The organism is Roseovarius sp. Pro17 (assembly GCF_035599575.1).
In the GTDB taxonomy this organism is placed as follows: domain Bacteria; phylum Pseudomonadota; class Alphaproteobacteria; order Rhodobacterales; family Rhodobacteraceae; genus Roseovarius.
On sequence record NZ_CP141179.1, the window covers coordinates 373,605 to 396,992 of the forward strand.

The window sequence follows — 23,388 nt, forward strand, 5'->3', positions numbered from 1 at the left end:
AAGATTGAGAACCTCGGTTGCGAAAGTGGCCGGGGTTTTCTGTTGCCGGTGTCTGCTTGAACCTAGATGAACCATGCCGCGCGGTAAGGTTAACGTCGGCTTTTGTCAGCGATACTTACTTACAGCCGGAATTTTAACCAAAACTCTGATGAGCAACATCAAACTGCATACGCCAACGCGCGCCGCCTGATCGAAAAAGAAACGCGTCGTTAGCTTGTGAACCTTCGGGAACGATTGTTCGACGGACACCGTCTCGGATGACTTCCGAACCAAGACTGCGAAAGAGCCGTGCAGACACACCAATACGGTCGTCACCACCAACGCTTGGGCGTTCATTTACAGCAAGCCAAATTTGATCAACGGTGGGCGGTCTGCTGGCGGCAACTGTTGGGCCGATACGCAACTGTACATTTTCGACCAATCTATCTAACGCACTGGCCCTATCTGAGGCATCGAAGCTATCCCATTCGTAAGCGCGGACGGCAAAACCTAGAAAACGGTTCGCTTGCGTTGGAGAAATTGGTACATGCACTTCTAAATTTGACAAACCGATTGATCGGGGGGCACCCCGACCCGGAAAGTTAACTGCAAGAATCCCTGTATCGACTGTTTTCACTTGAAGCTGACCGCCAAGGCCAGTCAAGAAAATGAATTCAAGGCGCGGTTCGTCACCGCGAACTTCCGCTACATCTTCTAATCGAAGTGAATATTCTATCGTTATCAAATCGGTCATGATTTGCCCTTCTTCAAACGAAGACGTCTGTCGCCTCCGACAATTGGTGTATTTCCCAATGCTAGGCTGGCCTGCCTATTTATCGGAAGCCTCAAAATGTTGACCAGAGCTCAGCAACTTTGGATGTATCCTATCAGAACAGCATACCCATGCCTCGAAAATTTTTTTGACGGTAAGGGAGGCGGGTGTTGACCAACGACGCGAGACTGACTGTTTGATCTGGCGAAGCTAAATTTGCTGGCTCTCACTTCATCCTCCCAATCGGCGCTTGCCCGGCTTGGGGTGGGGCATCGGACGAAGAGTGGCAGAATGGCCGGAATCCTCTATCATCCGCTTGACCCCACCGTGCGCAGCACCTAAACGACCCTATCCACGTGGCCTCGGATTCGTCCGGGGCTTCGTTTTCGTCTCGATAGACGATCTAGCCGGGGACCTTCGGGGCCCTATACCAATGGTGGGCCAGACCCACCCTACATAGGCGGAACGTTAACCGCCGTTTGCTAAACGGAAGACAGAAAGCATGGCACTCAAGTCGTATAAGCCAACGACGCCGGGCCAGCGCGGGCTGGTGCTGATCGACCGTTCGGAGCTGTACAAAGGACGCCCCGTCAAATCCCTCACTGAGGGTTTGTCGAAATCGGGTGGCCGGAACAACACCGGACGTATCACATCGCGTCGTCGCGGGGGTGGGGCCAAGCGCCTCTACCGGATCGTTGATTTCAAACGTAACAAATTCGATATGGCGGCAACCGTCGAGCGGATCGAATATGACCCGAACCGGACCGCATTCATCGCTCTCGTCAAGTATGACGATGGCGAGCAGACCTATATCCTGGCGCCTCAGCGTCTGGCCGTCGGTGACAAGATCTATTCCGGCACCAAGGTCGACATCAAGCCCGGCAACTGCATGCCGTTCTCGGGTATGCCCATCGGCACGATCATCCACAACATCGAGATGAAGCCCGGCAAGGGTGGTCAGATCGCACGTGCGGCTGGCACCTATGCTCAGTTCGTCGGTCGTGATGGTGGTTACGCGCAGATCCGCCTCAGCTCGGGCGAGCTTCGCCTCGTGCGGCAGGAATGCAAGGCAACGGTTGGCGCGGTTTCGAACCCCGACAACTCGAACCAGAACTACGGCAAGGCTGGTCGCATGCGTCACAAGGGCATTCGTCCTTCTGTGCGCGGTGTCGTCATGAACCCGATCGATCACCCGCATGGTGGTGGTGAAGGCCGGACATCTGGTGGTCGTCACCCGGTGACCCCATGGGGCAAGCCGACCAAGGGCTACCGTACCCGCAATAAGAACAAGGCGTCGCAGAAGCTGATCATCCGCTCGCGTCACGCCAAGAAGAAGGGCCGCTAAGATATGGCACGTTCTGTATGGAAAGGCCCCTTTGTCGATGCCTACGTCCTGAAAAAGGCCGAAGCATCGCGTGAGGGCGGTCGTAACGAAGTCATCAAGATATGGTCGCGCCGCTCGACGATCCTGCCCCAGTTTGTGGGCCTGACGTTTGGCGTCTACAACGGTCGCAAGCATATCCCTGTCAACGTCAGCGAAGACATGATTGGTCAGAAGTTCGGTGAGTATTCGCCGACACGGACCTACACAGGTCATGCCGCCGACAAAAAAGCGAAGCGGAAGTAAGTCATGGGCAAGGAAAAGAACCCCCGCCGCGTGGCCGACAACGAAGCAATGGCAAAACTGCGCATGCTTCGTACCAGCCCGCAGAAACTGAACCTTCTGGCGCAGCTTATTCGCGGCAAGAAGGTCGACAAGGCATTGACTGACCTCGCGTTTTCGCAAAAGCGGATCGCCGAGGATGTGCGCAAATGTCTGCAATCCGCCATCGCCAACGCCGAGAATAATCACAATCTCGACGTGGATGAGCTGGTCGTGGCCGAAGCATATGTCGGAAAGAACCTGGTCATGAAGCGCGGTCGCCCGCGTGCCCGTGGCCGGTTTGGCGCCCTGCGCAAGCCGTTCTCGGAAATCACGATCACAGTGCGTCAAGTCGAGGAGCAAGCCTGATGGGTAATAAAGTAAATCCGATCGGTATGCGCCTTCAGGTGAACCGCACCTGGGACAGCCGCTGGTATGCCGACACCAAGGACTACGGAAACCTGCTGCTTGAGGATATCGCCATGCGCGAGTTCATCAAGAAAGAGTGCAAGCAGGCCGGCATCAGCCGCGTGATCATCGAGCGTCCGCACAAGAAATGTCGCGTCACGGTTCACACAGCGCGCCCCGGCGTCATCATCGGCAAGAAAGGCGCAGACATCGAAACCCTGCGCAAGAAGCTGGCGGCGATGACGGCAAGCGAGCTGCACCTCAATATCGTCGAAGTGCGCAAGCCCGAACTGGACGCAGCGCTGGTGGGTGAGAGCATCGCCCAGCAGCTCGAGCGTCGGGTCAGCTTTCGCCGTGCGATGAAACGCGCCGTGCAGAACGCCATGCGTATGGGTGCCCTCGGCATCCGTGTGAACCTCGCCGGCCGCCTTGGCGGCGCCGAGATCGCCCGGACCGAATGGTACCGCGAGGGCCGCGTGCCCCTGCACACGCTGCGGGCCGATATCGATTACGCGCATGTCGAGGCACTGACTGCCTACGGCATCATCGGGATCAAGACCTGGATCTTCAAAGGCGAGATCATGGATCACGACCCGTCCGCGCGTGACCGGAAGGCTCAGGAACTTCAGGACGGTCCGGCACCTCGCGGTGCTGGTGGCCGTCGCTAAGGGGGAATGACAGATGCTACAACCAAAACGCACTAAATTCCGCAAGCAGTTCAAGGGCCGTATCAAGGGCGAGGCCAAAGGCGGCTCCGACCTGAACTTCGGCTCCTTCGGATTGAAGGCGACCCAGCCCGAGCGTGTGACAGCGCGTCAGATCGAGGCGGCTCGCCGCGCGATGACACGTCATATGAAGCGTCAGGGCCGTGTCTGGATTCGGATTTTCCCCGATGTGCCGGTCACGTCCAAGCCTACCGAAGTCCGCATGGGTAAAGGTAAAGGCTCGGTCGATTATTGGGCCGCACGGGTCAAGCCGGGCCGTATCATGTTCGAGCTAGACGGCGTCAGCGAAGAAATCGCGGTCGAGGCCCTGCGCCTTGCAGCGATGAAACTGCCGATCAAAACACGGGTCGTTCAGCGCGAGGACTGGTGATTTTCGCTTAGGCGAAATTCACCAAGTGCGGTGAAGCGGATTGCACAGCAATCTGCGGGCCGCACCCCTGTAGAGAATAATGAAGCCCCCGCCGAGAGATCGGCAGGGGCATTTTGTATTGTTCTGGGGAGACCGCTTGCCCGCCATTCTCTCAGAACATCTCACCGATTTGCTCCAATCGTGATATTGTGAGTTACATCAAATTCCAGTTCGGGAGTTCGTCATGTTTTCCCTAAACGCGGGACACTTGGTTTCAATCACGTGCCTGTTTTTCATCTCGGTGGGGAGTGGTAGCGCGGCGCAAACTCTTTTTAATTATGATGATGGCTCGCCCTGCGTCCTCCATGAAATTACTGCTGAACTAGAGGAAACCGTGCGGTCAGGCAGCTTGTGCAGTGGGTTGCCAGAGCTGGATAGCTGCCTTGTCGGCCATTGGGTAATGGATCAGGATTCCTACGATCATGAATTGCGCAGAATGCTCGAAGGCAAAGATGGTATTACAATCCAGCAGGCGGATATGGCGGCCGAGATGTTGATCAATGACAAGGGGATTGTGCGATCCTGTCTGGCGGGGCTTGTCCTTGGCAAAGTAGAAAGCCGGGGCGTGACCGGGACGATTGAACTCATCACGCGCGGTCGCTCGCTGGTGCATATCGGGCAGGAAACCGCGCTCGACTTTGAGAATACGATCTGCGTGAACCCGATTGCTGATGAAGTGACGTCGTTGGCAAAGGTCACTATTGGGGGTCACACCAGCGAGAATATCAGCCCCCCTCCTGCCTTATTCTTTCCCGTGGGGTCCAAGATGACGTGCCGGGGCAATACGCTTACGGTCGTTACCTATCCCGAGGGCGTGGATTATGTGGAGCACGTGTTTAACCGCCGCAGGTAGTGGGCGGCGATTTCAACCCCAAGCGTAACTAGAACTCACGCTTATCCAATCACCCTCCGACATATTCACCGGCACCTCGTGCCGCAGCCAGCTTTCCCACAGCAGCGCTTCGCCGGCCTAGGGCGTCACATATGTAAACGTGCGCACTTCATCTCGCGTTGATCCTGCGTCATGAGCGTCTCACGGCTCCCAAATCTGGGAGGTCAAAGAAAATACTCCGCGAGTAACTGCATATCTGCAGGCAGTGGGGTCGAGCAGAAATCGTTCCGCTTTCATCAACGCCTCTTTGCGGTTGGTAGGTCTGTTCAAAACACCCTTGAACTGTCATCTCTAGGCTAGGCAACCTGCAACGAAACCTAGAAGGAAGAGATGACATGGGTCTTCTTATAGATGGCCGCTGGCACGACCAGTGGTACGATACCGCAAAATCCGGCGGGAAATTCGAACGCAAGGAAAGCGTGTTCCGCAACTGGGTTACGCCCGACGGTACTCCGGGGCCCACAGGTGAAGGCGGGCATCGCGCCGAAGCAGGCCGCTATCATCTCTATGTCAGTCTGGCCTGTCCATGGGCGCACAGGACGCTGATCATGCGCCGGCTCAAAGGCCTCGAAGACGCCGTATCCGTTTCCGTCGTCCACTGGTACATGGGCGAAAATGGCTGGACGTTCGAGGACGGCCCTGGCGTGGTGCCCGATCCGATCCATGGCGCCGAACTGTTGCATCAGGTCTACACGGCCGCAGTATCCGACTATACCGGCAGGGTGACCGTTCCCCTGTTGTGGGATCGCCAGACCAAAACGATTGTCAGCAACGAGAGTGCCGACATCCTACGTATGTTCAACTCCGCTTTTGACGGTGTCGGGGCGCGGGCGGGTGACTATTACCCCGAACAGCTTCGTGGCGAAATCGATGCGGTAAATGCCGCGGTCTACGAGCCGATCAACAACGGGGTCTACAAGGCCGGGTTCGCCACGACGCAGGATGCTTATCTCTCGGCAGTCGAACCCCTGTTCGCGGCGCTCGATGACATGGAGCAGCGACTTGCGGAGCGCCGCTACCTTGTCGCAAACCGTTTGACCGAAGCCGATATCCGCTTGTTCACCACGCTTGTGCGTTTTGATCCGGTCTATGTCGGTCACTTCAAATGCAACCAGCGGCGTCTGGTCGATTATCCTGCCCTATGGGCTTATGCGCGCGACATTTTCCAAATGCCGGGCGTCTCGGACACTGTCGATTTCAACCATATCAAGCGCCACTATTTTGAGAGCCACCCGACTGTGAACCCATCCGGCATCGTGCCGATTGGCCCGCAGATCGACTTTACCGCGGCGCATGATCGAGGCGCGCTTGGACCCGCCGCCTTCCCTTCAGAAGCGGCAGCCTGAGACCGTCATGAACCTTTAACCGTTCCTCCGACGCAAAGTGGCCGGCCTTTACGCCGCCGTTGACAGCAAAAAGGTTGTGAAAGCGCCATTCTTTTGCGGGAGGGGTGGAGGTGGTCATGCCAAGCCCGGTCTGGCCGATTGATAGGCTTGTGATAAGGTGGTCATGTTAGATCCTCTTTGCAGAAGGATATGCCTACGGTCGTGGCAGGCGCCTACTGATCGTCAACCCGTTCGACGTGCGATTGCGTGGATGAGAAAAGTCACAATCTCTATCATTACTGCACCGGCACCCATTTCCCGCTGTCTAGAAAATGGCTGACCTGATTTCGGTATGGTTCCGGTTCGATGTCACGTTCGGCCAGCCATTCGGGGTTGTAGTAGCTGCTACCATAGCGGTTCCCGTCGTCACAGATCACTGACACGATGGAACCTTGTTCGCCCTGCGCCTGCATCTGTGCAGCGATCCAGCAGAGCCCATAAAAATTGGTCCCCGTAGAGGCGCCGACCCGACGAAACAGATGATCTGACAGCGCCATCATTGCGCCAATGCTGGCGCTATCGCGCACCTTTAACATGTGGTCGATGACGCAGGGCAGAAACGACGGTTCAACCCGTGGCCGGCCAATCCCTTCGATAGCCGAGCCGACTTTGCCGGTCAAAGCACAATCGTCGCTAAGGTAGTTGTCATAAAATACTGAGTTTTCCGGGTCGACGACGCACAGCTGCGTGTCATATCCACGATATCGGATAAACCGGCCTATGGTTGCCGAGGTGCCGCCTGTCCCGGCACTCATGACGACCCAGTTTGGCGTCGGGTGCGGTTCCTGCGACATCTGAGTAAAGATGCTTTCGGCGATGTTGTTGTTGCTGCGCCAGTCTGTCGCGCGCTCGGCATAGGTAAACTGATCGAGATAGTACCCGCCGGTTTCCTCGGCAATTTGCCGGGCGGCTTCGTAAACTTGCGCCGGGTGATCGACAAAATGAGTGCGCCCGCCGTAACGGGCGACCGCCTCGATCTTGCTTGCCGAGGTTGAGCCCGGCATGACGGCGACGAAATCGAGCCCCAGCTGGCGCGCAAAATACGCCTCGGACACGGCGGTCGATCCCGATGACGCCTCGACCAGCGTGGTGCGCGGACCAATATGGCCGTTGCACAACCCATACAGAATCAGCGAGCGCGCCAGACGATGTTTCAGGCTGCCGGTCGGATGCGTGCTTTCGTCCTTGAGGTAGATTTCAATACCCAAAAGAGCAGGCAGAGATAGCCGGATTAAATGCGTATCCGCGGAACGATGCGCGTCGCGGTTCAACAGCGCAATAGCATCACGCACCCATCGCCGCGCTTCATCCTCGCGTGGACCCAGCCCGCCATACCCGAAACAACGCCCGGTTGTTTCACTTCTTTCAGGTTTGTCTATCATCATGTGACTTTATATCTTTCGCTAGGCGGAAACAGCCAGAAACGACGCTGCTTTTAAAGCAAGGTCCGCCATCACTGGCGACGATAGACCATGACTCGCACTATAATGTTGCATCGTTGAGGCTTGGCGCGCGGCCGCGAGCCGTGGACTGGACCATAACACAGAAGGGATATGCTACTCGGTCAATGAAAGACCGAACCCTGAACGGAACTAGCTCAAGGATCAGGACTCTCAGGGGAGCCGATCAATAGCGAAGTCGTCCTGCAACCGGAAGCTATCGCAGTACTGGCCTGCTCCGTTGACACGTTTATTGCGCTAGATCATACTGATCTGCACAGTTGGAGAGCGAGTTGTACTGATCGGTGAGCATTTGCACGATAACTCATAATGTTCCCATGTTATCGAAAACCGAAAAGTAATACTTGGTCTCTCTCGCTTAGGCGTTCGGACATATCGTTGGATCGCCTTCGCCAAAAAGTGCAACCTGCTGCTAAGTATGGTGAAATAGCACTATCAACCGGGAGAAATACGTGAACATATTCAAACAAATAGCCTTTGTCGGCGCGATGATAGCTGGAACCGGAGCGCAAGCTCAGGAAGAGTTCATCACGATCGGGACTGGCGGGCAAACTGGCGTCTACTTCGTCGTAGGACAGTCGATCTGTCGTTTGGTGAACCGCACCACGGCAGAGACAAATCTGAAATGCACGGCCCCGTCGACGGGTGGCTCCATCGCGAACATCAACGCCATCATGGCGGGTGACATGACGATGGGCGTCGCGCAGTCCGACTGGCAGTACCACGCCTACAACGGCACATCTGACTTCGAAGGCAACAAGTTCGACAAGGAACGCGCTGTCTTTTCAGTCCATTCTGAGCCGTTCACTGTGATTGCCCGGGCCGACGCTGGCATCGCCGAGTTTGCCGACCTGAAGGGCAAGCGCGTCAACATCGGCAATCCAGGTTCCGGCCAATATGCGACGATGCAAGTCGTCATGGAGGCGCTGGGCTGGACGATGGACGACTTCGCGCTGGCGTCAGAGCTGAAGCCAGCCGAACAGGCCGCAGCTTTGGGCGACAACAAGGTCGACGCGATCATCTATACGGTCGGCCACCCGAACGGATCTGTTCAAGAAGCAGCCTCGACAGTTGAGACGGTCCTTGTTCCTGTCACCGGACCAGAGATCGATGCGTTGATCGCTGACAACCCCTACTATGCCGCCGCCACCATTCCGGGCGGTATGTATGAAGGGTCGCCAGATGACACCCAAACGTTCGGTGTGAAGGCGACGTTCGTGACCTCGGCCGATGTGGACGATGAGACGGTCTATCAAGTGGTCAAGGCCGTGTTCGATAACTTTGATCGGTTCAAGAAACTTCACCCGGCCTTTGGTAATCTGACACAAGAAGAAATGATCAAGGACGGCTTGTCGGCGCCGCTGCATCCGGGTGCAGAGCGTTACTACAAAGAGATGGGCTGGATGTAATTTCCGCCTGATTGACACCGGTGGCAGCCTACCAAGGCTGCCACTGCCAGGGAGATTACCCAGATAGAGCCGACCCGACGATAATTACCAAAATTTTCTTACCCGCCCTGCGCGGGTTACCGGGGGACAGACATGACCGACGATCCGAACCAGCATCAGGCTGCGCGCGTTGAAAACGAGGCGGCCGGTCGCGGCGGTCTGGACCAATCCGAACTGGACGCACTGGTCGCATCCGCCGACACTGGTGGCCGCAATGTCGCAGGCCCGGTTGGCACATTTTTGATGCTAGTCGCGCTGGCGTGGTCCCTGTTCCAGCTTTGGATCGCGTCGCCCATTCCGTTCATCGTCGGATGGGGCGTCTTTAACGATACGGAAAGCCGGTCGATCCACCTTGCATTTGCAATTTTCCTGACCTTTGCCGCATTCCCCGCGACGCGGTCGAAATTCCAGCTGGGTCTGGGCGTCGTAATCCCGATCCTGCTTTGCTATTTGTTCGTCATCAGTTCCAAGGATGGCACGTCCGTCTGGTGGATCCCCGTCATCGGTCTGGCCGTCGTGGCTGCGGTCGTTGCGGGCAGCCCCAAGGACCGCGTACCGCTGTGGGAATGGGCGCTGGCCATCGTCGGTGCCGCCGCCGCGCTATACCTTTTTGTCTACTACCGCGATATTTCAGGCCGTGTCGGCGCGCCGATTACCCAAGACTTCGTGGTGTCCGTCATTGGTCTCGTGCTGCTGCTCGAGGCCACGCGCCGCGCGTTGGGACCGGCGCTGATGATCGTGGCAACGATGTTTCTGGTCTACACCGTCCTTGGCCCGCAGATGCCCAGCATCATCGCACACAAGGGTAATAACTTGTCAGAAATCGTGAACCACCAGTGGATCACGACCGAAGGCGTCTTTGGCATCGCGTTGGGCGTGTCGACAAGTTTCGTGTTCCTGTTCGTGCTCTTCGGCTCGCTGCTGGATCGCGCGGGTGCTGGCAACTATTTCATTCAGGTCGCGTTCTCAATGATGGGTCACATGAAAGGCGGCCCGGCCAAGGCCGCTGTCGTGTCGTCCGCCATGACTGGCCTGATCTCGGGATCAAGTATCGCGAACGTCGTGACAACGGGCACGTTTACCATCCCTTTGATGAAAAAAGTCGGCTTCAGCTCGGAAAAGGCCGGTGCGGTCGAGGTGGCATCGTCCGTGAATGGCCAGATCATGCCGCCAGTCATGGGCGCCGCCGCGTTCCTGATGGTGGAATACGTCGGCATCCCCTATTTCGACGTGGTCAAGCACGCGTTTCTGCCCGCCGTTATTTCCTACATTGCACTGGTTTATATCGTCCACCTAGAGGCGTTGAAGGCCGGGATGGAAGGCCTTCCGCGTCCCTATGAGCCCAAGCCGATCATCCAGCGCCTGATCGTTTTCGTGTTCGGTGTCGCTGCTGTCTGCGCGCTGTCGTTCCTCGTTTACTACGGTATGGGCTGGATCCGCCCCGTATTCCCCGTCGCAGCACCCTATATCATCTTCGCTGTCTTGACGGCTGCCTATGTTGGGCTGCTCTACGTCGCGTCGAAAGAGGCACCGCTAAAGCTGGACGATCCGAACGCGGCGGTGACAACACTGCCGCTGCCCGGACCGACCGTGCGGTCGGGTCTGCATTTCATCCTGCCGGTCGTTGTTCTGGTTTGGGCGCTGATGGTGGATCGCCTGTCTCCTGGCCTCTCGGCGTTCTGGGCGACAATGTACATGATCTTTATCCTGATCACGCAGCGCCCGCTAATGGCCATGCTGCGCGGCGAAGGCCAGATGGGTGCCCGCATCAAGGAAGGCGCGACCGACCTGCTCGAAGGTCTGGTGGTCGGGGCCCGCAACATGATCGGCATCGGCATTGCCACCGCTACCGCCGGTATTATCGTTGGTGCAGTCAGCCAGACGGGCGTTGGATCGGCCCTTGCCGACGTGGTCGAAGTGCTGTCGGGCGGTAATATCCTTGCCATCCTGTTTCTCACGGCAATCCTGTCGCTGATCCTTGGGATGGGCCTGCCGACAACGGCGAACTATATCGTTGTGTCCGCTCTCTTGGCGCCGGTCATCGTGACGCTGGGACAGCAAAACGGCCTGATCGTACCGCTGATCGCGGTGCACTTGTTCGTCTTCTACTTCGGCATCATGGCCGATGTGACACCCCCTGTGGGCCTTGCATCCTTTGCCGCCGCCGCCGTTTCGGGCGGTGATCCTATCAAGACCGGCGTGATCGCGTTCTTTTACAGCTTGCGGACAGCGGCCCTGCCGTTCCTGTTCATCTTCAATACCGAGCTGCTGCTGATAAACGTGACGATGGTGCAGGGCATCTTTGTCTTTATTGTCGCGACGGTGGCGATGCTGCTGTTCGCGGCAGCGACCCAAGGGTGGTTTTTGGCCAAGAACCGGTTCTATGAAAGCATTGTCCTGCTGCTGATCGCATTCACCCTGTTCCGCCCCGGTTTCTGGATGGACATGGTTAGCGCGCCCTATCTGGAGGAGGAGCCAGCAGCGATCACACAGGCGGCCGCCGATACTGACATCGGACAAACGCTGCGAGTGCGTGTGGCAGGCCTGAATGATCTGGGCGACCCGATTGAATTCGTGGCGCTGGTCCCGATCACCGAAGGTGCCACTGGCGAGGAAAAGCTGGAAAATGCCGGACTGACCTTCCGGGACGAAGACGGCAAGATGTTCATCGAAGACGTAGCCTTTGGCAGTGCGGCGGCAGAGGCCGGGCTGGACTGGGATCAAGAGGTGGTGCGCGTGCTAAAACCCGTATCGCAGCCCAGCAAATACCTGATGTTCATTCCAGCGCTACTATTGCTGGGCCTGATCGTCTTTTTGCAGCGGGGCCGCAATTCGCGCGCGCCACGCAAAACCGCACACGCCTGAGGAGAGACACGATGTTCAACACGGTTCTTCTGACCATTGACCTAAATGCCAAAGCATCATGGGAAAAGGCGCTGCCTGCGGCCATCGAACTGGTTCGCACATCTGGCGGCAAGTTGCATATCATGTCGGTCGTGCCTGACATGGGCACGCCATTGGTCGATGGGTTCTTTCCGCCCGATTACGAGAAACTGGCCATTGAAGCAGCCAGCAAAGCGCTCGACAAACTGGTCCAGGAACACGTCCCCAGCGATATAAGCGTCAAGCAGCATCTGGCATTCGGCAAAATCCACCGCAAGGTCCTGCGCGTGATCGAAGAGATCCCTTGCGATCTGGTGGTCATGGCCTCGCACAAACCCGATCGCGTGCGCGAGTTTCTGGTGGGATCGAATGCCGACCGTATTGTGCGCCGCTCACCGGTCTCTGTGCTTGTCGTCAGGTCGTAGATCGCATGAGCGGGCATATCTTTGGACGATCAACCAAGGGCACCCTACCTACAGCAGTAGCCGGCGATGGATGCTACCTGATCGACGCCGAGGGCAAGCGGTATCTGGACGGGTCCGGCGGGGCAGCCGTGTCATGCCTCGGCCATTCTAACGCCGCTGTGCGGGCGGCACTTCATGCCCAGATCGACCAACTTGCCTTTGCGCATACCGGTTTTTTCACCTCGGAACCCGCCGAACGGTTGGCAGACCGTTTGGTGGCAAACGCGCCGGATGGCATTGACCGGGTGTATCTGGTTTCAGGTGGGTCAGAGGCTGTCGAGGCCGCGATCAAGCTGGCACGCCAGTATTTTCTGGAAATCGGCGAACCCGACCGGCACCGCGTTATCGCACGCAGGCAAAGCTATCACGGCAATACTCTGGGCGCGCTTGCCGCCGGTGGCAACGCATGGCGCCGCGCGCAATTCGCGCCGCTGCTGGCGGACACGACCCATATCAGCCCTTGCTATGAATACCGCGATCGTCGTGACGACGAAACGCCCGAGGCCTATGGCCTGCGGGTCGCGAACGAACTTGAGACCGAGATACTGCGATTGGGACCCGACACCGTTATGGCTTTCATCGCCGAGCCTGTGGTCGGGGCGACCAGCGGTGCCGTGCCTGCCGTACCGGGATACCTTCGCCGTATCCGCGAGATTTGTGACCGCTACGGCGTGCTGTTGATCCTTGACGAGGTGATGTGCGGCATGGGGCGCACCGGCCATCTGTTCGCCTGCCTCGAAGACGGGGTCGCGCCAGACATGATCACAATCGCAAAGGGTCTAGGCGCTGGGTATCAGCCGATAGGGGCCTTGTTAACCACGGCAGCTGTCTATGATGCTATCGCGTCCGGTACAGGCTTTTTCCAACACGGGCATACTTACATGGGGCATGCGCTTGCCGCGACCGCCGCCAACGCTGTGCTCGACGAGATACTTGAGGGGGGCCTGTTAGAACGGGTCCAGACACAGGGACAGAAACTCGACTCCGCGCTGCGATCTGCGCTGGGTCAGCACGCCCATGTCGGTGATATCCGTGGGCGTGGTCTGTTCCGCGGGATCGAACTGGTCGCCGACCGCACGAGCAAAGAGCCGTTCGATCCAAGCCGCAGCATCGCTGCGCGGATCAAGAATGAGGCTTTTGCCGCCGGTCTGATCTGTTACCCGATGTCCGGCACAATCGACGGGCAACGGGGCGATCATGTTTTGCTTGCTCCGCCCTTTATCATCTCAGACGACCAAATCGACGAGCTGATCGACAAGCTTTCGGGCGCGATAGATCGGGCAATCGCGGCTTAGTACCAGCCACATCGGTAAAAGGGTCGAAACCGGCTGTTGCGAACGGTTTCTGTGCGATGGCCGCAGTCGCAGCCGGATCGTCTATGGTCCCGCGCAGTTTAAACTGTTGGAGGTTTCGCGTAGTGCGTTTATGCGGTCGCAGAATATAGCCGCGCTCGATGTTTGTGCTCGACCGGTCGTTGTCGATCCTACTGCTGACCCGCCTTTTGCCGCATCGTTTCCGAACGAAATCCGGACTTGAGGACGCCTCGATTGTGCCGTCATAAAAGCCAAGCCCGATAGTGAGCAACGTCAGCGGCATTTCCCGTTGGACGTTCTGCGTGCCGGGGTGTCGAGGAGTCCGAAGCTCAGCATGCTCGACAGAAGCCTGCGCGCCCCATGCTGCCCGAAAAGGTCAATCGCAATCATGATCGCGGACCACTGAGCACAACATGGATCACCGCCTGCACGTCGAGCAGAGTGGCGAATTCGACGCCGCCACCTCTTGCCGCCCCCTGCACATATCCGCTACCTCAACGGAACCTATTCCAGAGGCCTTCATCATGCGCATGTCCGTCATAATCTCGGCCCTCGTCGCCGTCCTTGTCGGATTCGGCGGATCGGTTGCGATCATCCTGTCAGCCGCCGATGCACTGGGCGCGACCGAAGGGCAAAAGGCTACGTGGATAACCGTTCTGTGCCTGTCGATGCTGGCGACTACCGCGATACTCAGCATCCGCCACCGCTTGCCGATCGTCACCGCATGGTCAACGCCCGGCGCGGCAGTCTTGGCAGGGGTCTCGGCCACGTCGATGGAGGTTGCGACCGGCGCATTTATCCTCGCCGCGCTCATGCTGATCGCGACCGGCCTCATCCCGGCGCTGGAGCGTGCCGTTGCGCGCATACCTGGCGAAGTGGCGTCGGCCATGCTGGCGGGCGTCCTCTTTGCCTTCGTCGCGCAGGCGGCGCTGGTGATACCCGGGGCCGAGGCATTGGTACTGCCGCTACTTGCGCTCTTTTTCGTGGTCCGGGCCTTCTCGCCGATCTGGGCTGTGCTCGCGGTCTTGGCGCTGGGCGTGCTGTTGGCGATCATATTGGGGATGGCGGACCCCGTCTGGCAGGGCGGACTGCCGCCGATGCAGCCCATCGTGCCCGAATTCAGCGCAGGCGCGGCGTTGGGCATCGCGCTGCCGCTATACCTGGTCACCATGGCCTCGCAGAACCTGCCGGGCTTTGCTGTCTTGCGCGCGTCTGGCTACCCGGTGCCGGGCCGCTCGATCCTGACCGTCACGGGCATCGCGTCGCTGATCAGTGCACCATGGGGCGCACACAGCACCAATCTGGCGGCGATCACCGCGTCGATCTGTACCGGCCCCGACGCGCATCCCGACCCGGCCAAACGCTGGCTTTGCGGGCCGGTCTATGCACTGGGCTATGGCGCGATCGCGCTGGTGGCGATGCCGCTGGTTCTGCTCTTTGCCAGCTTTCCGCCTGCTTTGATCGCGGTGGTCGCTGGGGTGGCGCTGCTGGGGCCGTTCATCGGATCGCTCAGTGGGGCCCTGAGCAGCGGCGCCCACGGCGCGCCTGCTGCCGTTACATTCGTCGTCACGGCCTCCGGCCTTAGCCTGATGGGTATAGGCGCGGCGTTCTGGGGGCTTGTCGCTGGGCTGGCGCTGGTGGGGGTCGAGGCGGCGCGCGCACGGCTGAGGCGGGCCTGACGCGTGCCCAAGACTCTGCTTGCGCACCGCTGCCTGCGCCCATAGAACGACCGTGATTTTGACCGCTGCGGACGCCTCCGCGGCCCGATTGCAATGGATAAGGACGAACAATGCAGGTCACCGAGACCCAGAACGAAGGCCTCAAGCGCGCCTATAAAATGCTTCTGACCGCTCAGGAGCTGGACGCCAAGGTTATGAACAAGCTGAAAGAAGCGCAGCCCGAAGTTGAGATGAAGGGCTTTCGCAAGGGCAAAGTGCCCCTCGCGCTGATGAAAAAGAACTTTGGCCAGCGCGTCTTGGGCGAAGCCATGCAAGAGGCTGTCGATGAGGCCATGAAGGGCCATTTCGAGGAAAAGGGTGTGCGCCCCGCCGCCGAGCCAGCGATGAAGATGACCAACGAAGATTGGAAAGAGGGCGACGACGTCGAGGTCGAAATGTCCTACGAGGCACTGCCCGAAGTCCCCGATCTGGACCTCAGCAAGATCAAGCTTGAGCGCCTGAAGGTCGTCCCCGATGATGCCGCCGTCGATGAGGCGCTGACCAATCTGGCGTCCTCCGCGCAGGATTTCGACGACCGCAAGAAGGGCTCCAAAGCCAAAGATGGCGATCAGATCACGATGGATTTCGTCGGTAAGGTCGACGGCGAGGCGTTTGAGGGTGGCACGGCCGAGGATTATCCCTTGGTGCTGGGCTCCAACAGCTTTATCCCCGGTTTTGAGGAGCAGCTGGTTGGTGTGAAGGCCGATGAGGAAAAAGACGTCACCGTCAGTTTCCCCGAGGACTATCAGGCTGAGCATCTGGCCGGCAAAGAGGCTGTCTTTTCCTGCACCATCAAGGCCGTAAAGGCCCCCAAGGATGCCGAGATCAACGATGAGCTGGCCACCAAGTTCGGCGCCGAGGATCTGGATGCCCTCAAGGGTCAAATTCGCGAGCGCCTCGAGGCCGAGTATGCCGGCGCAGCCCGCGCGGTAATGAAGCGCGCGATGCTGGACGAGTTGGACAAAATGGTCAGCTTTGAGTTGCCCCCCTCGATGGTCGAGCAGGAAGCCAAGCAGATCGCGCATCAGCTGTGGCATGACGACAATCCCGACGTGCAAGGCCACGATCACCCCGAGATCGAAACCACGGACGAGCATAACAAGTTGGCTGAGCGCCGCGTGCGCTTGGGCCTTTTGCTGGCCGAACTGGGCCAGCGCGCCGAAGTTCAGGTGACCGATCAGGAGATGACGCAAGCCATCATGGAGCAGGCCCGCCAGTATCCTGGGCAAGAGCGTCAGTTCTTTGAGTATATCCAGCAGAACCAGCAGATGCAGCAGCAGATGCGCGCGCCGCTGTTGGAGGACAAGGTTATCGACTACATCGCCGAGCAGGCGAATGTGAGCGAGAAAGAGGTCACCAAGGACGATCTGCAAAAAGAGATCGAAAAGCTGGACGACGAGGCCTGATTTAGCCGCGCGTCAGTTTTTGAGAATCAAAAAGAGCGGGCCAAAAGGTCCGCTCTTTTTCGTTGGTGTCAGGAATGTTTGTGCCGCTGATATCGTCCGGCTTGGGTGGCGCTACTCGCGGACGCCCGAAAACCGCGCCTGCCAATCTTCGCGCTGCTCATCCGTGATCTTGGCAAACGCTACCTCCGGCACGGTAAACGCGTGGCCGGGCTTCAGGGCTGCCAACGCCGCCGGCACATCATCCGGCCAGCTGTCGTCATCCGTCTGCATCGCTGCCAGCATGTCCGCCGCCGCATCCGGCACAAACGGCGCACTCAGCACCGCGTAGAGCCGCACGAGGTTCAGCGCGAGGCGGATCTGCGCCGCTGCCTTGTGGGGGTCGGTTTTGAAGGTTGTCCAAGGGGCGACCGACTGCAGATATTCGTTACCCGCGACCCAAATCCCGCGCAGTTCGGCGGCGGATTTGCGGATCTCCATCGCCTCCATATGTGCCTCATAGGCGCGCACGCGAGCGGTGACGCTCTCGATCAGGGCCTGTTCATCGGGTCCGAACTCACCCGCCTCCGGCACAGCCTCGCCGAACTTTGAGCGGCAGAATTTGGTCACGCGGCTGACGAAATTGCCCAGGACATCGGCCAGATCCTTGTTCACCGAGGTCTGGAAATTTTCCCACGTGAATTCGGAATCGCTGGATTCGGGCGCATGGCTCAGCAGCCACCAGCGCCAGTAATCCGGCGGTAGGATGTCCAGCGCCTGATCCATAAACACGCCGCGCCCCTGCGATGTGCTGAACTGGCCGCCATCGTAATTCAGGTAGTTGAACGATTTGATGTAATCGACCAGCTTCCACGGCTCACCCGAGCCGAGGATCGTCGCCGGAAAGCTAAGTGTATGAAACGGAACGTTATCCTTTCCCATGAACTGGGTATATTGCACGTTATCCGCGCCCATATCGGTGCGCCACCAGCGCTGCCATGCGGCATCATCCAGCCCATGCGCCTCGGCCCATTCACCGGCGCAGGCGATATACTCTATCGGCGCGTCGAACCAGACGTAGAACACCTTGCCCTCCATCCCGGGCCAAGGCTGATCACCGCGTTTGACCGGAATTCCCCAGTCGAGATCACGGGTGATGCCGCGATCCTGCAGGCCATCGCCATCGTTCAGCCACTTGCGCGCTATTGAGGTGGTCAGGATGGGCCAGTTGTCCTTGCTGTCGATCCAGTCGTTCAGCTGGCCGCGCATCCCCGCCTGCATTAGATACAGATGCTTGGTCTCGCGCACTTCCAGATCGGTCGAGCCTGAAATGGCGCTGCGCGGCTCTATCAGATCGGTGGGGTCCAACTGTTTGGTGCAGTTCTCGCATTGATCACCGCGCGCCTTGTCGTAACCACAGTTGGGGCAGGTGCCCTCGATGTAGCGGTCGGGCAAAAATCGGCCATCGGCGTTGGAGTAAACCTGACTCTCGCTTACCTCGCGGATCAAATCATTGTCCGCCAGTTTGCCCGCAAAATGCTGCGTCAGCGTATGGTTCTGCGGGCTGGAAGAGCGCCCGAAATGATCGAAACTCAGGCGAAAGCCGCGTGCGATTTCGGCCTGCACGCGATGCATCTCGGCGCAATATTCAGCGACGGGTTTGCCAGCCTTCTTGGCCGCCAGCTCGGCGGGGGTGCCATGCTCGTCCGTGGCGCACAGAAACATCACCTCGTGGCCACGCGCCCGCTGATAGCGCGCATATAGATCGGCAGGCAGCTGGCTACCCACCAGATTGCCCAGATGCTTGATCCCGTTGATATAGGGAATCGCCGATGTGATCAGATGCCTTGCCATATTGCGGGTGTCCTCGGTTTTCTTATTGCGCCCGCTTTAGCGCAAGCAAGGCTGTGTTGCCAGAGGATCAGAGGCCCGAGGATGAAGGCCCAGAGGATCAGGGTGATCGCGGCGTCTCACAGCTTGTCGCGAAATCCCCGCGTCAGCCGCCCGATGACAAAGGAGGTGCGCGGGCTCCAGACATAGCGCGTGCGCTCGGCCTTGGTGGGGCGCACGCGCATCCGGGTGATCCCAAAGACGATTAGCACGATATGCCCTGCGGCAATCATCACGAACATCGCCGATGGACCGAACCCCTCAATCAGCTTTGAGGCTACAAGCGGCGCGGCAATCGCCCCCAGTGCGTAGAAAAACATCAGCGCCGCCGACAGTTCGACCCGCTGATCGGCAGTGGCAAAGTCGTTGGCATGGGCGGCGGCGACCGAATAAATCGGAAACGACGTCAGCCCAAAGAAGAACGCGGTCAGCATCACGCCCTCGGCCGACAGCACACCCAGCCACGCGGTGACTACGCAGCTGCACACGGCCGCGATGGATAGCCCAATCAGCACGTGCCGGCGGTCATATTTGTCCGCGAGCCAGCCCGCGGGGAATTGCGCGATCGCGCCCCCCAGCACAAAGGCGGCCAGAAACCACGCGATCTGCTCAACCGGCAGCCCGACCTGTTGGCCATAAAGGGGGCCAACCATACGGAAGGTTGCACTGCTCATCGCCGCGACGACCACGGCGGCGGCGGCAAGAGGTGAGCACGCAATGGCAAGCCCGGGCCGCAGGCGCGGCGCCGAGGGCGTGTCTGGCTGTGTGGCTGTCGTCAGCGTGATCGGCAGCAACGCGGCGCAACAGACCAGTGCCAAGATGTTGTAGGACACGTATGACGCAGGCTCGAGCACCGAAATCAGCATCTGCGCCACCAGCGACGCGCCCATGTCCACAAGCCTATAGGTCCCCATAGCCCGCCCACGCGTCTCATTCGTGACCTTGGCTTGCAACCATGCCTCCAGCACGGTGTAGCAGCCCGCGACGCACAGCCCCATCGCCACGCGCATGGCCGCCCATGCCCAAGCGTCGACCACTAACATATGAGCGATCAGCGACATCGTTCCCGCGGCGGTGAACGCGGCAAAGGCGCGGCTATGCCCGACACTGCCCATCAGGCGCGGCGACCACCAGCAACCTATAAAAAAGCCCAGAAAATGCGCCGAACCGAGCAGCCCGATTTCAGTCGTGCTAAACTCCAGCGCCAGACCGCTCAATGCGTCCAGCGGCCCCAAGCCGCCCGAAGCCAGCTGCATCAGGATCACCGACAGAAACAGCGCCGCGAAAGAGATCATCATACGCATCGTGCAGTCATTCCCGCTTGAGCGATCTCGCCCGCTTCGCCTGCCGCGAGATTGCACAGCCCAAAGGGGAAAGCCAAGCCTGCCGTATCGCTTGGCCGCAAATAATGCCGCCTGAATTGGTCGCCGATACTCTCAAATTCATTTTGGACGTGACCTCCCGCGCCAGGGCGTTACGTTGCGCGCCACAGACGAAAGGACCGATCCAGATGAAGATGAACCCGCTTGGCCGTACCGGCCTTATGGTCTCGGAGCTGTGCCTAGGTTCGATGACATGGGGGACGCAGAACAACGAGGCCGAGGGCCACGCCCAGATCGACCGCGCGCTGGAGCAGGGTGTCAATTTCATCGACACCGCCGAAATGTATCCGGTTAATCCCAAGGGCCCAGAAACCCAAGGTCGCACCGAAGAGATCATCGGCACATGGTTGGCCACCACCGGGCGCCGCCGCGATGTGATCCTCGCCAGCAAGATTTCGGGCGAAGGGCTCGCATATGTGCGCGACGGCGCGCCGATTACCGCCGCCAACATCCCCGAGGCTGTCGAAGGCTCGCTGAGGCGGCTACAGACCGATCATATCGACCTCTACCAATTTCACTGGCCTAATCGCGGCAGCTACATGTTTCGCCAGAACTGGACCTACGATCCCTCAGGCCAGAACACCGCCGAAGTTCTGGACAACATGCACGAGACGCTGGAGGCGCTCAGCCGCGAGGTCGCGCGCGGCACCATCGCCCATTTCGGCCTCTCCAACGAAAGCGCGTGGGGCACCGCCCAATTCCTGCGCATTGCCGAGGCGAATGGCTGGCCGCGCGTTGCCAGCATCCAGAACGAATACTCTCTGCTGTGTCGACTCTATGATACCGATCTGGCCGAGCTGAGCGTGCATGAGGATGTCGGCCTGATGGCCTTTTCGCCCCTTGCGGCAGGGCTGCTGACCGGCAAGTATCAGGGCGGCGCAGTGCCGAATGGCTCGCGCATGACCTTCGTGAGCGATCTGGGCGGACGCACCACCGACCACGCGTTCAAGGCGACGCAGGCTTATCTGGACATTGCCGCGCGCCACGGGCTCGACCCAGCGCAGATGGCGATTGCATGGACGCTAACGCGCCCCTTCATGACCTCGTCGATCGTGGGCGCGACGACCACGGCACAGCTGGATCTGGCGCTGGATGCGGCGGATATCACGCTGAGCGATGAGGTGCTAAGCGAGATCGACAGCGCCCACCGCGCGCACCCCATGCCCTACTGACCCGCGCCCCTCATGGCCGCGTTTCGCCCGCGAGGCCGCGCAAGTAGTTTGGCATCTCGCGGTCCGCCACCGACGCTTCGCGTAGCAGATGGTCGAAATGGCCGGTCAGGGCCTGCACGCGCTCGGTATCGCGAAAGGCCATGTAGTTGCGCCCGATATAGACCACGGCCAGTAAGGGGCCGAATATGGTGACCGGCGCGGAATAGACGCGGCGCGCGTCGAACAGCGATAGACGCAGGCGCGGATATAGCTGCTCGGTCACCTCGATCAGCTGGGCAATCTGGGCGCGCCGAATGTCCAGCGGCAGGCCGCGATAATACCCCTCGCCGCGCGCGAAACTATGCATCTCGTATAGGGGCAGCGCGATTTCATAATCTGACTGCGCACCGCGCATCCACTCTAGCCGGTCCTCGGACGCGCCGATCACCTGATCGGTGCTACGGCCCAGATGGGGGGCGTATTCCCATTCCAGCATCTCCCGTGTTTTCAGCATATCGGGCAATGAGGCAGGGACATGGCGGATTTTGTAACCTGCCGCCTCCTTGTGCCACTCAAATATCTGGGCATCGACCACCGCGCGTGGCGCGTCGGTCAGCGACAGCGAATTGGCCAGAATATCCGCTGCGGTCTCGGGCCGATCAGTCAACCCCAACAGCCAATCGGCCGAGACGCCCAAACTGCGTGCGCATTCGCCCACCACCTGCGCGTTGGGCAACCGCGCGCCCACGCCCGACAACAGTTGCGACACGGTCGAACGGTCGACACCGATGGCGCGGGCCAGCGCGCTCTGGCTGAGGCGGCGCATGCCCATTGCCTCGCCCAATCGCGAGCGAAAAAGGGTCGCGCGGGCGCGTTTGTCGGTTTTTACCATCATTGGTGATAAATATCACAGATGCAGGGAAATGTTAACTGCATACGCAATGTTCAGACATCACAGCGCCAGATACCCCTGACCTTATATATTGTCAGGAGGATTTATGGAACGGCCCAGACGCACGCTGGTCAAGTCGATCATCTGGAACATCAACGGCCTAGCGATGATGAGCGTCGTGGGCTACGCGATGACAGGTTCGGCGGGGGTGGGCGGTGCGATAGCGATGATCAACACCGTGATCGGCCTCAGTCTCTACTTCCTTTACGAACGAATCTGGTCACGTATTTCATGGGGACGCGCCGATGCGTGACGTTGAGTGGCCAACGCTAGCCTTGCTGATTGCGGTCTATGCGCTCTGGGCCGTTGCCACGACTTGGGCTGCGGCGCTGTGGCTGCCGCTGGGCATGACGTTGGCGGCTCTTGCAATTGCGCAACATTCCTCGCTTTGCCACGAGGCGCTGCATGGCCACCCCTTCGCCAACACACGTGCTAATGTGGCCGCAGTTTTCCCCGCGCTCGGGCTGTTCGTGCCGTATCTACGCTTTCGCGACACGCATCTGGCGCATCACTGCGATGCGCTATTGACGGATCCCTACGACGACCCGGAAACGAATTACCTCGACCCCGTGGTCTGGGCGCGCATACCCGGCACGCTACGTGCAGCGCTGATATTCAACAACACGCTCTTGGGTCGGCTGATCATCGGGCCGGCAATCGGCATGGCCGCTTTTCTGCGGGGCGACTGGCGTGCGATCAGGGCGTGCGACAGATCTGTGCGGCGCGCGTGGCTGGTGCATCTGGCGGCGGTGGCGCCGGTTCTGGTCTGGGTCTGGATGTCGCCCATGCCGATCTGGACCTACCTCATCGCCGCCTATGGCGCGATGTCGTTGCTCAAAATCCGCACTTTCCTTGAGCACCGCGCGCATGAGCGCGCAAGCGGACGCACCGTTGTGATCGAAGATCGCGGGCCTTTGGCGTTGCTTTTCCTCAACAATAATTATCATGTCGTCCATCACATGCACCCGCAGATCGCGTGGTATCGCCTGCCGCGCCTTTATGCGCAAAATCGCGCGCATTACCTCGCGCGCAACGGCGGCTACGTTTATCGCAGCTATGGCCAGATTTTCCGTCAGTACCTATTACGTGCCAAGGACAGCGTAGCGCATCCGCTCTGGCCGCGGCCGTGATTT

The 23,388-nt window shown here is 59.3% G+C and carries 20 protein-coding genes and 2 pseudogenes; 16 read left to right on the forward strand and 6 right to left on the reverse strand.

Going from position 1 to position 23,388, the window contains the following annotated elements; translation table 11 throughout:
* Nucleotides 1-133: 133 nt before the first annotated feature.
* Nucleotides 134-733, reverse strand: a complete 600-nt coding sequence (locus U3654_RS01840; RefSeq protein ID WP_324753658.1) for a hypothetical protein — start codon at nt 731-733, stop codon at nt 134-136.
* Between the two features lie 520 nt (nt 734-1,253).
* Between U3654_RS01840 and rplB the strand changes: the two genes are divergently transcribed.
* The 6 genes from rplB (at nt 1,254) to U3654_RS01870 (ending at nt 4,788) form a co-directional block, all read left to right on the forward strand.
* On the forward strand, nt 1,254-2,096 hold the full coding sequence (gene rplB / locus U3654_RS01845; protein WP_324753659.1) for a 50S ribosomal protein L2: 843 nt from the start codon (nt 1,254-1,256) through the stop codon (nt 2,094-2,096).
* Between the two features lie 3 nt (nt 2,097-2,099).
* Nucleotides 2,100-2,378, forward strand: a complete 279-nt coding sequence (gene rpsS, locus U3654_RS01850) for a 30S ribosomal protein S19 (protein ID WP_255012779.1) — start codon at nt 2,100-2,102, stop codon at nt 2,376-2,378.
* A gap of 3 nt (nt 2,379-2,381) precedes the next feature.
* Nucleotides 2,382-2,762, forward strand: a complete 381-nt coding sequence (rplV, locus tag U3654_RS01855) for a 50S ribosomal protein L22 (protein WP_324753660.1) — start codon at nt 2,382-2,384, stop codon at nt 2,760-2,762.
* On the forward strand, nt 2,762-3,469 hold the full coding sequence (rpsC, locus tag U3654_RS01860) for a 30S ribosomal protein S3 (protein WP_324753661.1): 708 nt from the start codon (nt 2,762-2,764) through the stop codon (nt 3,467-3,469). Before rplV ends, rpsC begins: the two co-directional genes overlap by 1 nt.
* A 13-nt stretch (nt 3,470-3,482) precedes the next feature.
* On the forward strand, nt 3,483-3,896 hold the full coding sequence (rplP, locus tag U3654_RS01865) for a 50S ribosomal protein L16 (RefSeq protein WP_324753662.1): 414 nt from the start codon (nt 3,483-3,485) through the stop codon (nt 3,894-3,896).
* Nucleotides 3,897-4,119: 223 nt separating this feature from the next.
* Entirely contained in the window at nt 4,120-4,788 is a 669-nt protein-coding gene (locus U3654_RS01870; RefSeq protein ID WP_324753663.1) for a hypothetical protein, read from the forward strand.
* 12 nt (nt 4,789-4,800) lie between these two features.
* Here U3654_RS01870 and U3654_RS01875 read toward each other — a convergent pair.
* A pseudogene (locus U3654_RS01875) lies at nt 4,801-4,944 on the reverse strand (putative 2OG-Fe(II) oxygenase); the annotation flags it as partial.
* Between the two features lie 218 nt (nt 4,945-5,162).
* On the opposite strand from U3654_RS01875, the gene U3654_RS01880 reads away from it, so the two are divergent.
* On the forward strand, nt 5,163-6,173 hold the full coding sequence (locus U3654_RS01880) for a glutathione S-transferase family protein (RefSeq protein WP_324753664.1): 1,011 nt from the start codon (nt 5,163-5,165) through the stop codon (nt 6,171-6,173).
* Between the two features lie 275 nt (nt 6,174-6,448).
* Here U3654_RS01880 and U3654_RS01885 read toward each other — a convergent pair whose 3' ends face one another.
* Nucleotides 6,449-7,597 (reverse strand): PLP-dependent cysteine synthase family protein, encoded by a 1,149-nt coding sequence (locus tag U3654_RS01885; protein ID WP_324753665.1) that lies wholly within the window; start codon nt 7,595-7,597, stop codon nt 6,449-6,451.
* A gap of 527 nt (nt 7,598-8,124) precedes the next feature.
* Here U3654_RS01885 and U3654_RS01890 point away from each other — a divergent pair.
* From U3654_RS01890 to tig, 6 genes are all read left to right on the forward strand, one after another.
* On the forward strand, nt 8,125-9,081 hold the full coding sequence (locus U3654_RS01890; protein ID WP_324753666.1) for a TAXI family TRAP transporter solute-binding subunit: 957 nt from the start codon (nt 8,125-8,127) through the stop codon (nt 9,079-9,081).
* Between the two features lie 132 nt (nt 9,082-9,213).
* Complete coding sequence (locus U3654_RS01895; protein WP_324753667.1) at nt 9,214-11,985, forward strand: TRAP transporter permease; 2,772 nt, start codon at nt 9,214-9,216, stop codon at nt 11,983-11,985.
* Between the two features lie 11 nt (nt 11,986-11,996).
* Nucleotides 11,997-12,428 (forward strand): universal stress protein, encoded by a 432-nt coding sequence (locus U3654_RS01900; RefSeq protein WP_324753668.1) that lies wholly within the window; start codon nt 11,997-11,999, stop codon nt 12,426-12,428.
* 5 nt (nt 12,429-12,433) lie between these two features.
* The gene (locus U3654_RS01905; protein ID WP_324753669.1) at nt 12,434-13,762 is read left to right on the forward strand and encodes an aspartate aminotransferase family protein; all 1,329 of its coding nucleotides are present in this window, start codon (nt 12,434-12,436) and stop codon (nt 13,760-13,762) included.
* A gap of 431 nt (nt 13,763-14,193) precedes the next feature.
* Nucleotides 14,194-15,459 (forward strand): benzoate/H(+) symporter BenE family transporter, encoded by a 1,266-nt coding sequence (locus U3654_RS01910; RefSeq protein ID WP_324753670.1) that lies wholly within the window; start codon nt 14,194-14,196, stop codon nt 15,457-15,459.
* A 110-nt stretch (nt 15,460-15,569) separates the two neighbouring features.
* Nucleotides 15,570-16,904 carry a trigger factor gene (gene tig / locus U3654_RS01915; RefSeq protein WP_324753671.1) on the forward strand — a complete coding sequence of 445 codons (1,335 nt, stop codon included), beginning with the start codon at nt 15,570-15,572 and terminating at the stop codon, nt 16,902-16,904.
* A gap of 111 nt (nt 16,905-17,015) precedes the next feature.
* On the opposite strand, the pseudogene metG reads toward tig, so the two are convergent.
* Nucleotides 17,016-18,740, reverse strand: a pseudogene (gene metG, locus U3654_RS01920) (methionine--tRNA ligase); the annotation flags it as partial.
* Nucleotides 18,741-18,850: 110 nt separating this feature from the next.
* Nucleotides 18,851-20,074, reverse strand: a complete 1,224-nt coding sequence (locus U3654_RS01925) for an MFS transporter (protein WP_324753673.1) — start codon at nt 20,072-20,074, stop codon at nt 18,851-18,853.
* 206 nt (nt 20,075-20,280) lie between these two features.
* Here U3654_RS01925 and U3654_RS01930 point away from each other — a divergent pair, with 206 nt between their 5' ends.
* The gene (locus U3654_RS01930) at nt 20,281-21,324 is read left to right on the forward strand and encodes an aldo/keto reductase (protein ID WP_324753674.1); all 1,044 of its coding nucleotides are present in this window, start codon (nt 20,281-20,283) and stop codon (nt 21,322-21,324) included.
* Nucleotides 21,325-21,334: 10 nt separating this feature from the next.
* On the opposite strand, the gene U3654_RS01935 is transcribed toward U3654_RS01930, so the two are convergent.
* Nucleotides 21,335-22,198: a helix-turn-helix domain-containing protein gene (locus U3654_RS01935; protein WP_324753675.1), complete on the reverse strand. Its 864-nt coding sequence runs from the start codon at nt 22,196-22,198 to the stop codon at nt 21,335-21,337.
* A gap of 103 nt (nt 22,199-22,301) precedes the next feature.
* Here U3654_RS01935 and U3654_RS01940 point away from each other — a divergent pair, with 103 nt between their 5' ends.
* The gene (locus U3654_RS01940; protein WP_324753676.1) at nt 22,302-22,508 is read left to right on the forward strand and encodes a DUF2061 domain-containing protein; all 207 of its coding nucleotides are present in this window, start codon (nt 22,302-22,304) and stop codon (nt 22,506-22,508) included.
* Complete coding sequence (locus U3654_RS01945; protein WP_324753677.1) at nt 22,501-23,385, forward strand: fatty acid desaturase; 885 nt, start codon at nt 22,501-22,503, stop codon at nt 23,383-23,385. Before U3654_RS01940 ends, U3654_RS01945 begins: the two co-directional genes overlap by 8 nt.
* Nucleotides 23,386-23,388 lie beyond the last annotated feature (3 nt).

Coding starts and splice junctions, on each gene's coding strand:
- U3654_RS01840 (WP_324753658.1), bottom strand. CDS start 733: ATGACCGATTTGATAACGATAGAATATTCACTTCGATTAGAAGATGTA.
- rplB (WP_324753659.1), top strand. CDS start 1,254: ATGGCACTCAAGTCGTATAAGCCAACGACGCCGGGCCAGCGCGGGCTG.
- rpsS (WP_255012779.1), top strand. CDS start 2,100: ATGGCACGTTCTGTATGGAAAGGCCCCTTTGTCGATGCCTACGTCCTG.
- rplV (WP_324753660.1), top strand. CDS start 2,382: ATGGGCAAGGAAAAGAACCCCCGCCGCGTGGCCGACAACGAAGCAATG.
- rpsC (WP_324753661.1), top strand. CDS start 2,762: ATGGGTAATAAAGTAAATCCGATCGGTATGCGCCTTCAGGTGAACCGC.
- rplP (WP_324753662.1), top strand. CDS start 3,483: ATGCTACAACCAAAACGCACTAAATTCCGCAAGCAGTTCAAGGGCCGT.
- U3654_RS01870 (WP_324753663.1), top strand. CDS start 4,120: ATGTTTTCCCTAAACGCGGGACACTTGGTTTCAATCACGTGCCTGTTT.
- U3654_RS01880 (WP_324753664.1), top strand. CDS start 5,163: ATGGGTCTTCTTATAGATGGCCGCTGGCACGACCAGTGGTACGATACC.
- U3654_RS01885 (WP_324753665.1), bottom strand. CDS start 7,597: ATGATGATAGACAAACCTGAAAGAAGTGAAACAACCGGGCGTTGTTTC.
- U3654_RS01895 (WP_324753667.1), top strand. CDS start 9,214: ATGACCGACGATCCGAACCAGCATCAGGCTGCGCGCGTTGAAAACGAG.
- U3654_RS01900 (WP_324753668.1), top strand. CDS start 11,997: ATGTTCAACACGGTTCTTCTGACCATTGACCTAAATGCCAAAGCATCA.
- U3654_RS01905 (WP_324753669.1), top strand. CDS start 12,434: ATGAGCGGGCATATCTTTGGACGATCAACCAAGGGCACCCTACCTACA.
- U3654_RS01910 (WP_324753670.1), top strand. CDS start 14,194: ATGGATCACCGCCTGCACGTCGAGCAGAGTGGCGAATTCGACGCCGCC.
- tig (WP_324753671.1), top strand. CDS start 15,570: ATGCAGGTCACCGAGACCCAGAACGAAGGCCTCAAGCGCGCCTATAAA.
- U3654_RS01925 (WP_324753673.1), bottom strand. CDS start 20,074: ATGCGTATGATGATCTCTTTCGCGGCGCTGTTTCTGTCGGTGATCCTG.
- U3654_RS01930 (WP_324753674.1), top strand. CDS start 20,281: ATGAAGATGAACCCGCTTGGCCGTACCGGCCTTATGGTCTCGGAGCTG.
- U3654_RS01935 (WP_324753675.1), bottom strand. CDS start 22,198: ATGATGGTAAAAACCGACAAACGCGCCCGCGCGACCCTTTTTCGCTCG.
- U3654_RS01940 (WP_324753676.1), top strand. CDS start 22,302: ATGGAACGGCCCAGACGCACGCTGGTCAAGTCGATCATCTGGAACATC.
- U3654_RS01945 (WP_324753677.1), top strand. CDS start 22,501: ATGCGTGACGTTGAGTGGCCAACGCTAGCCTTGCTGATTGCGGTCTAT.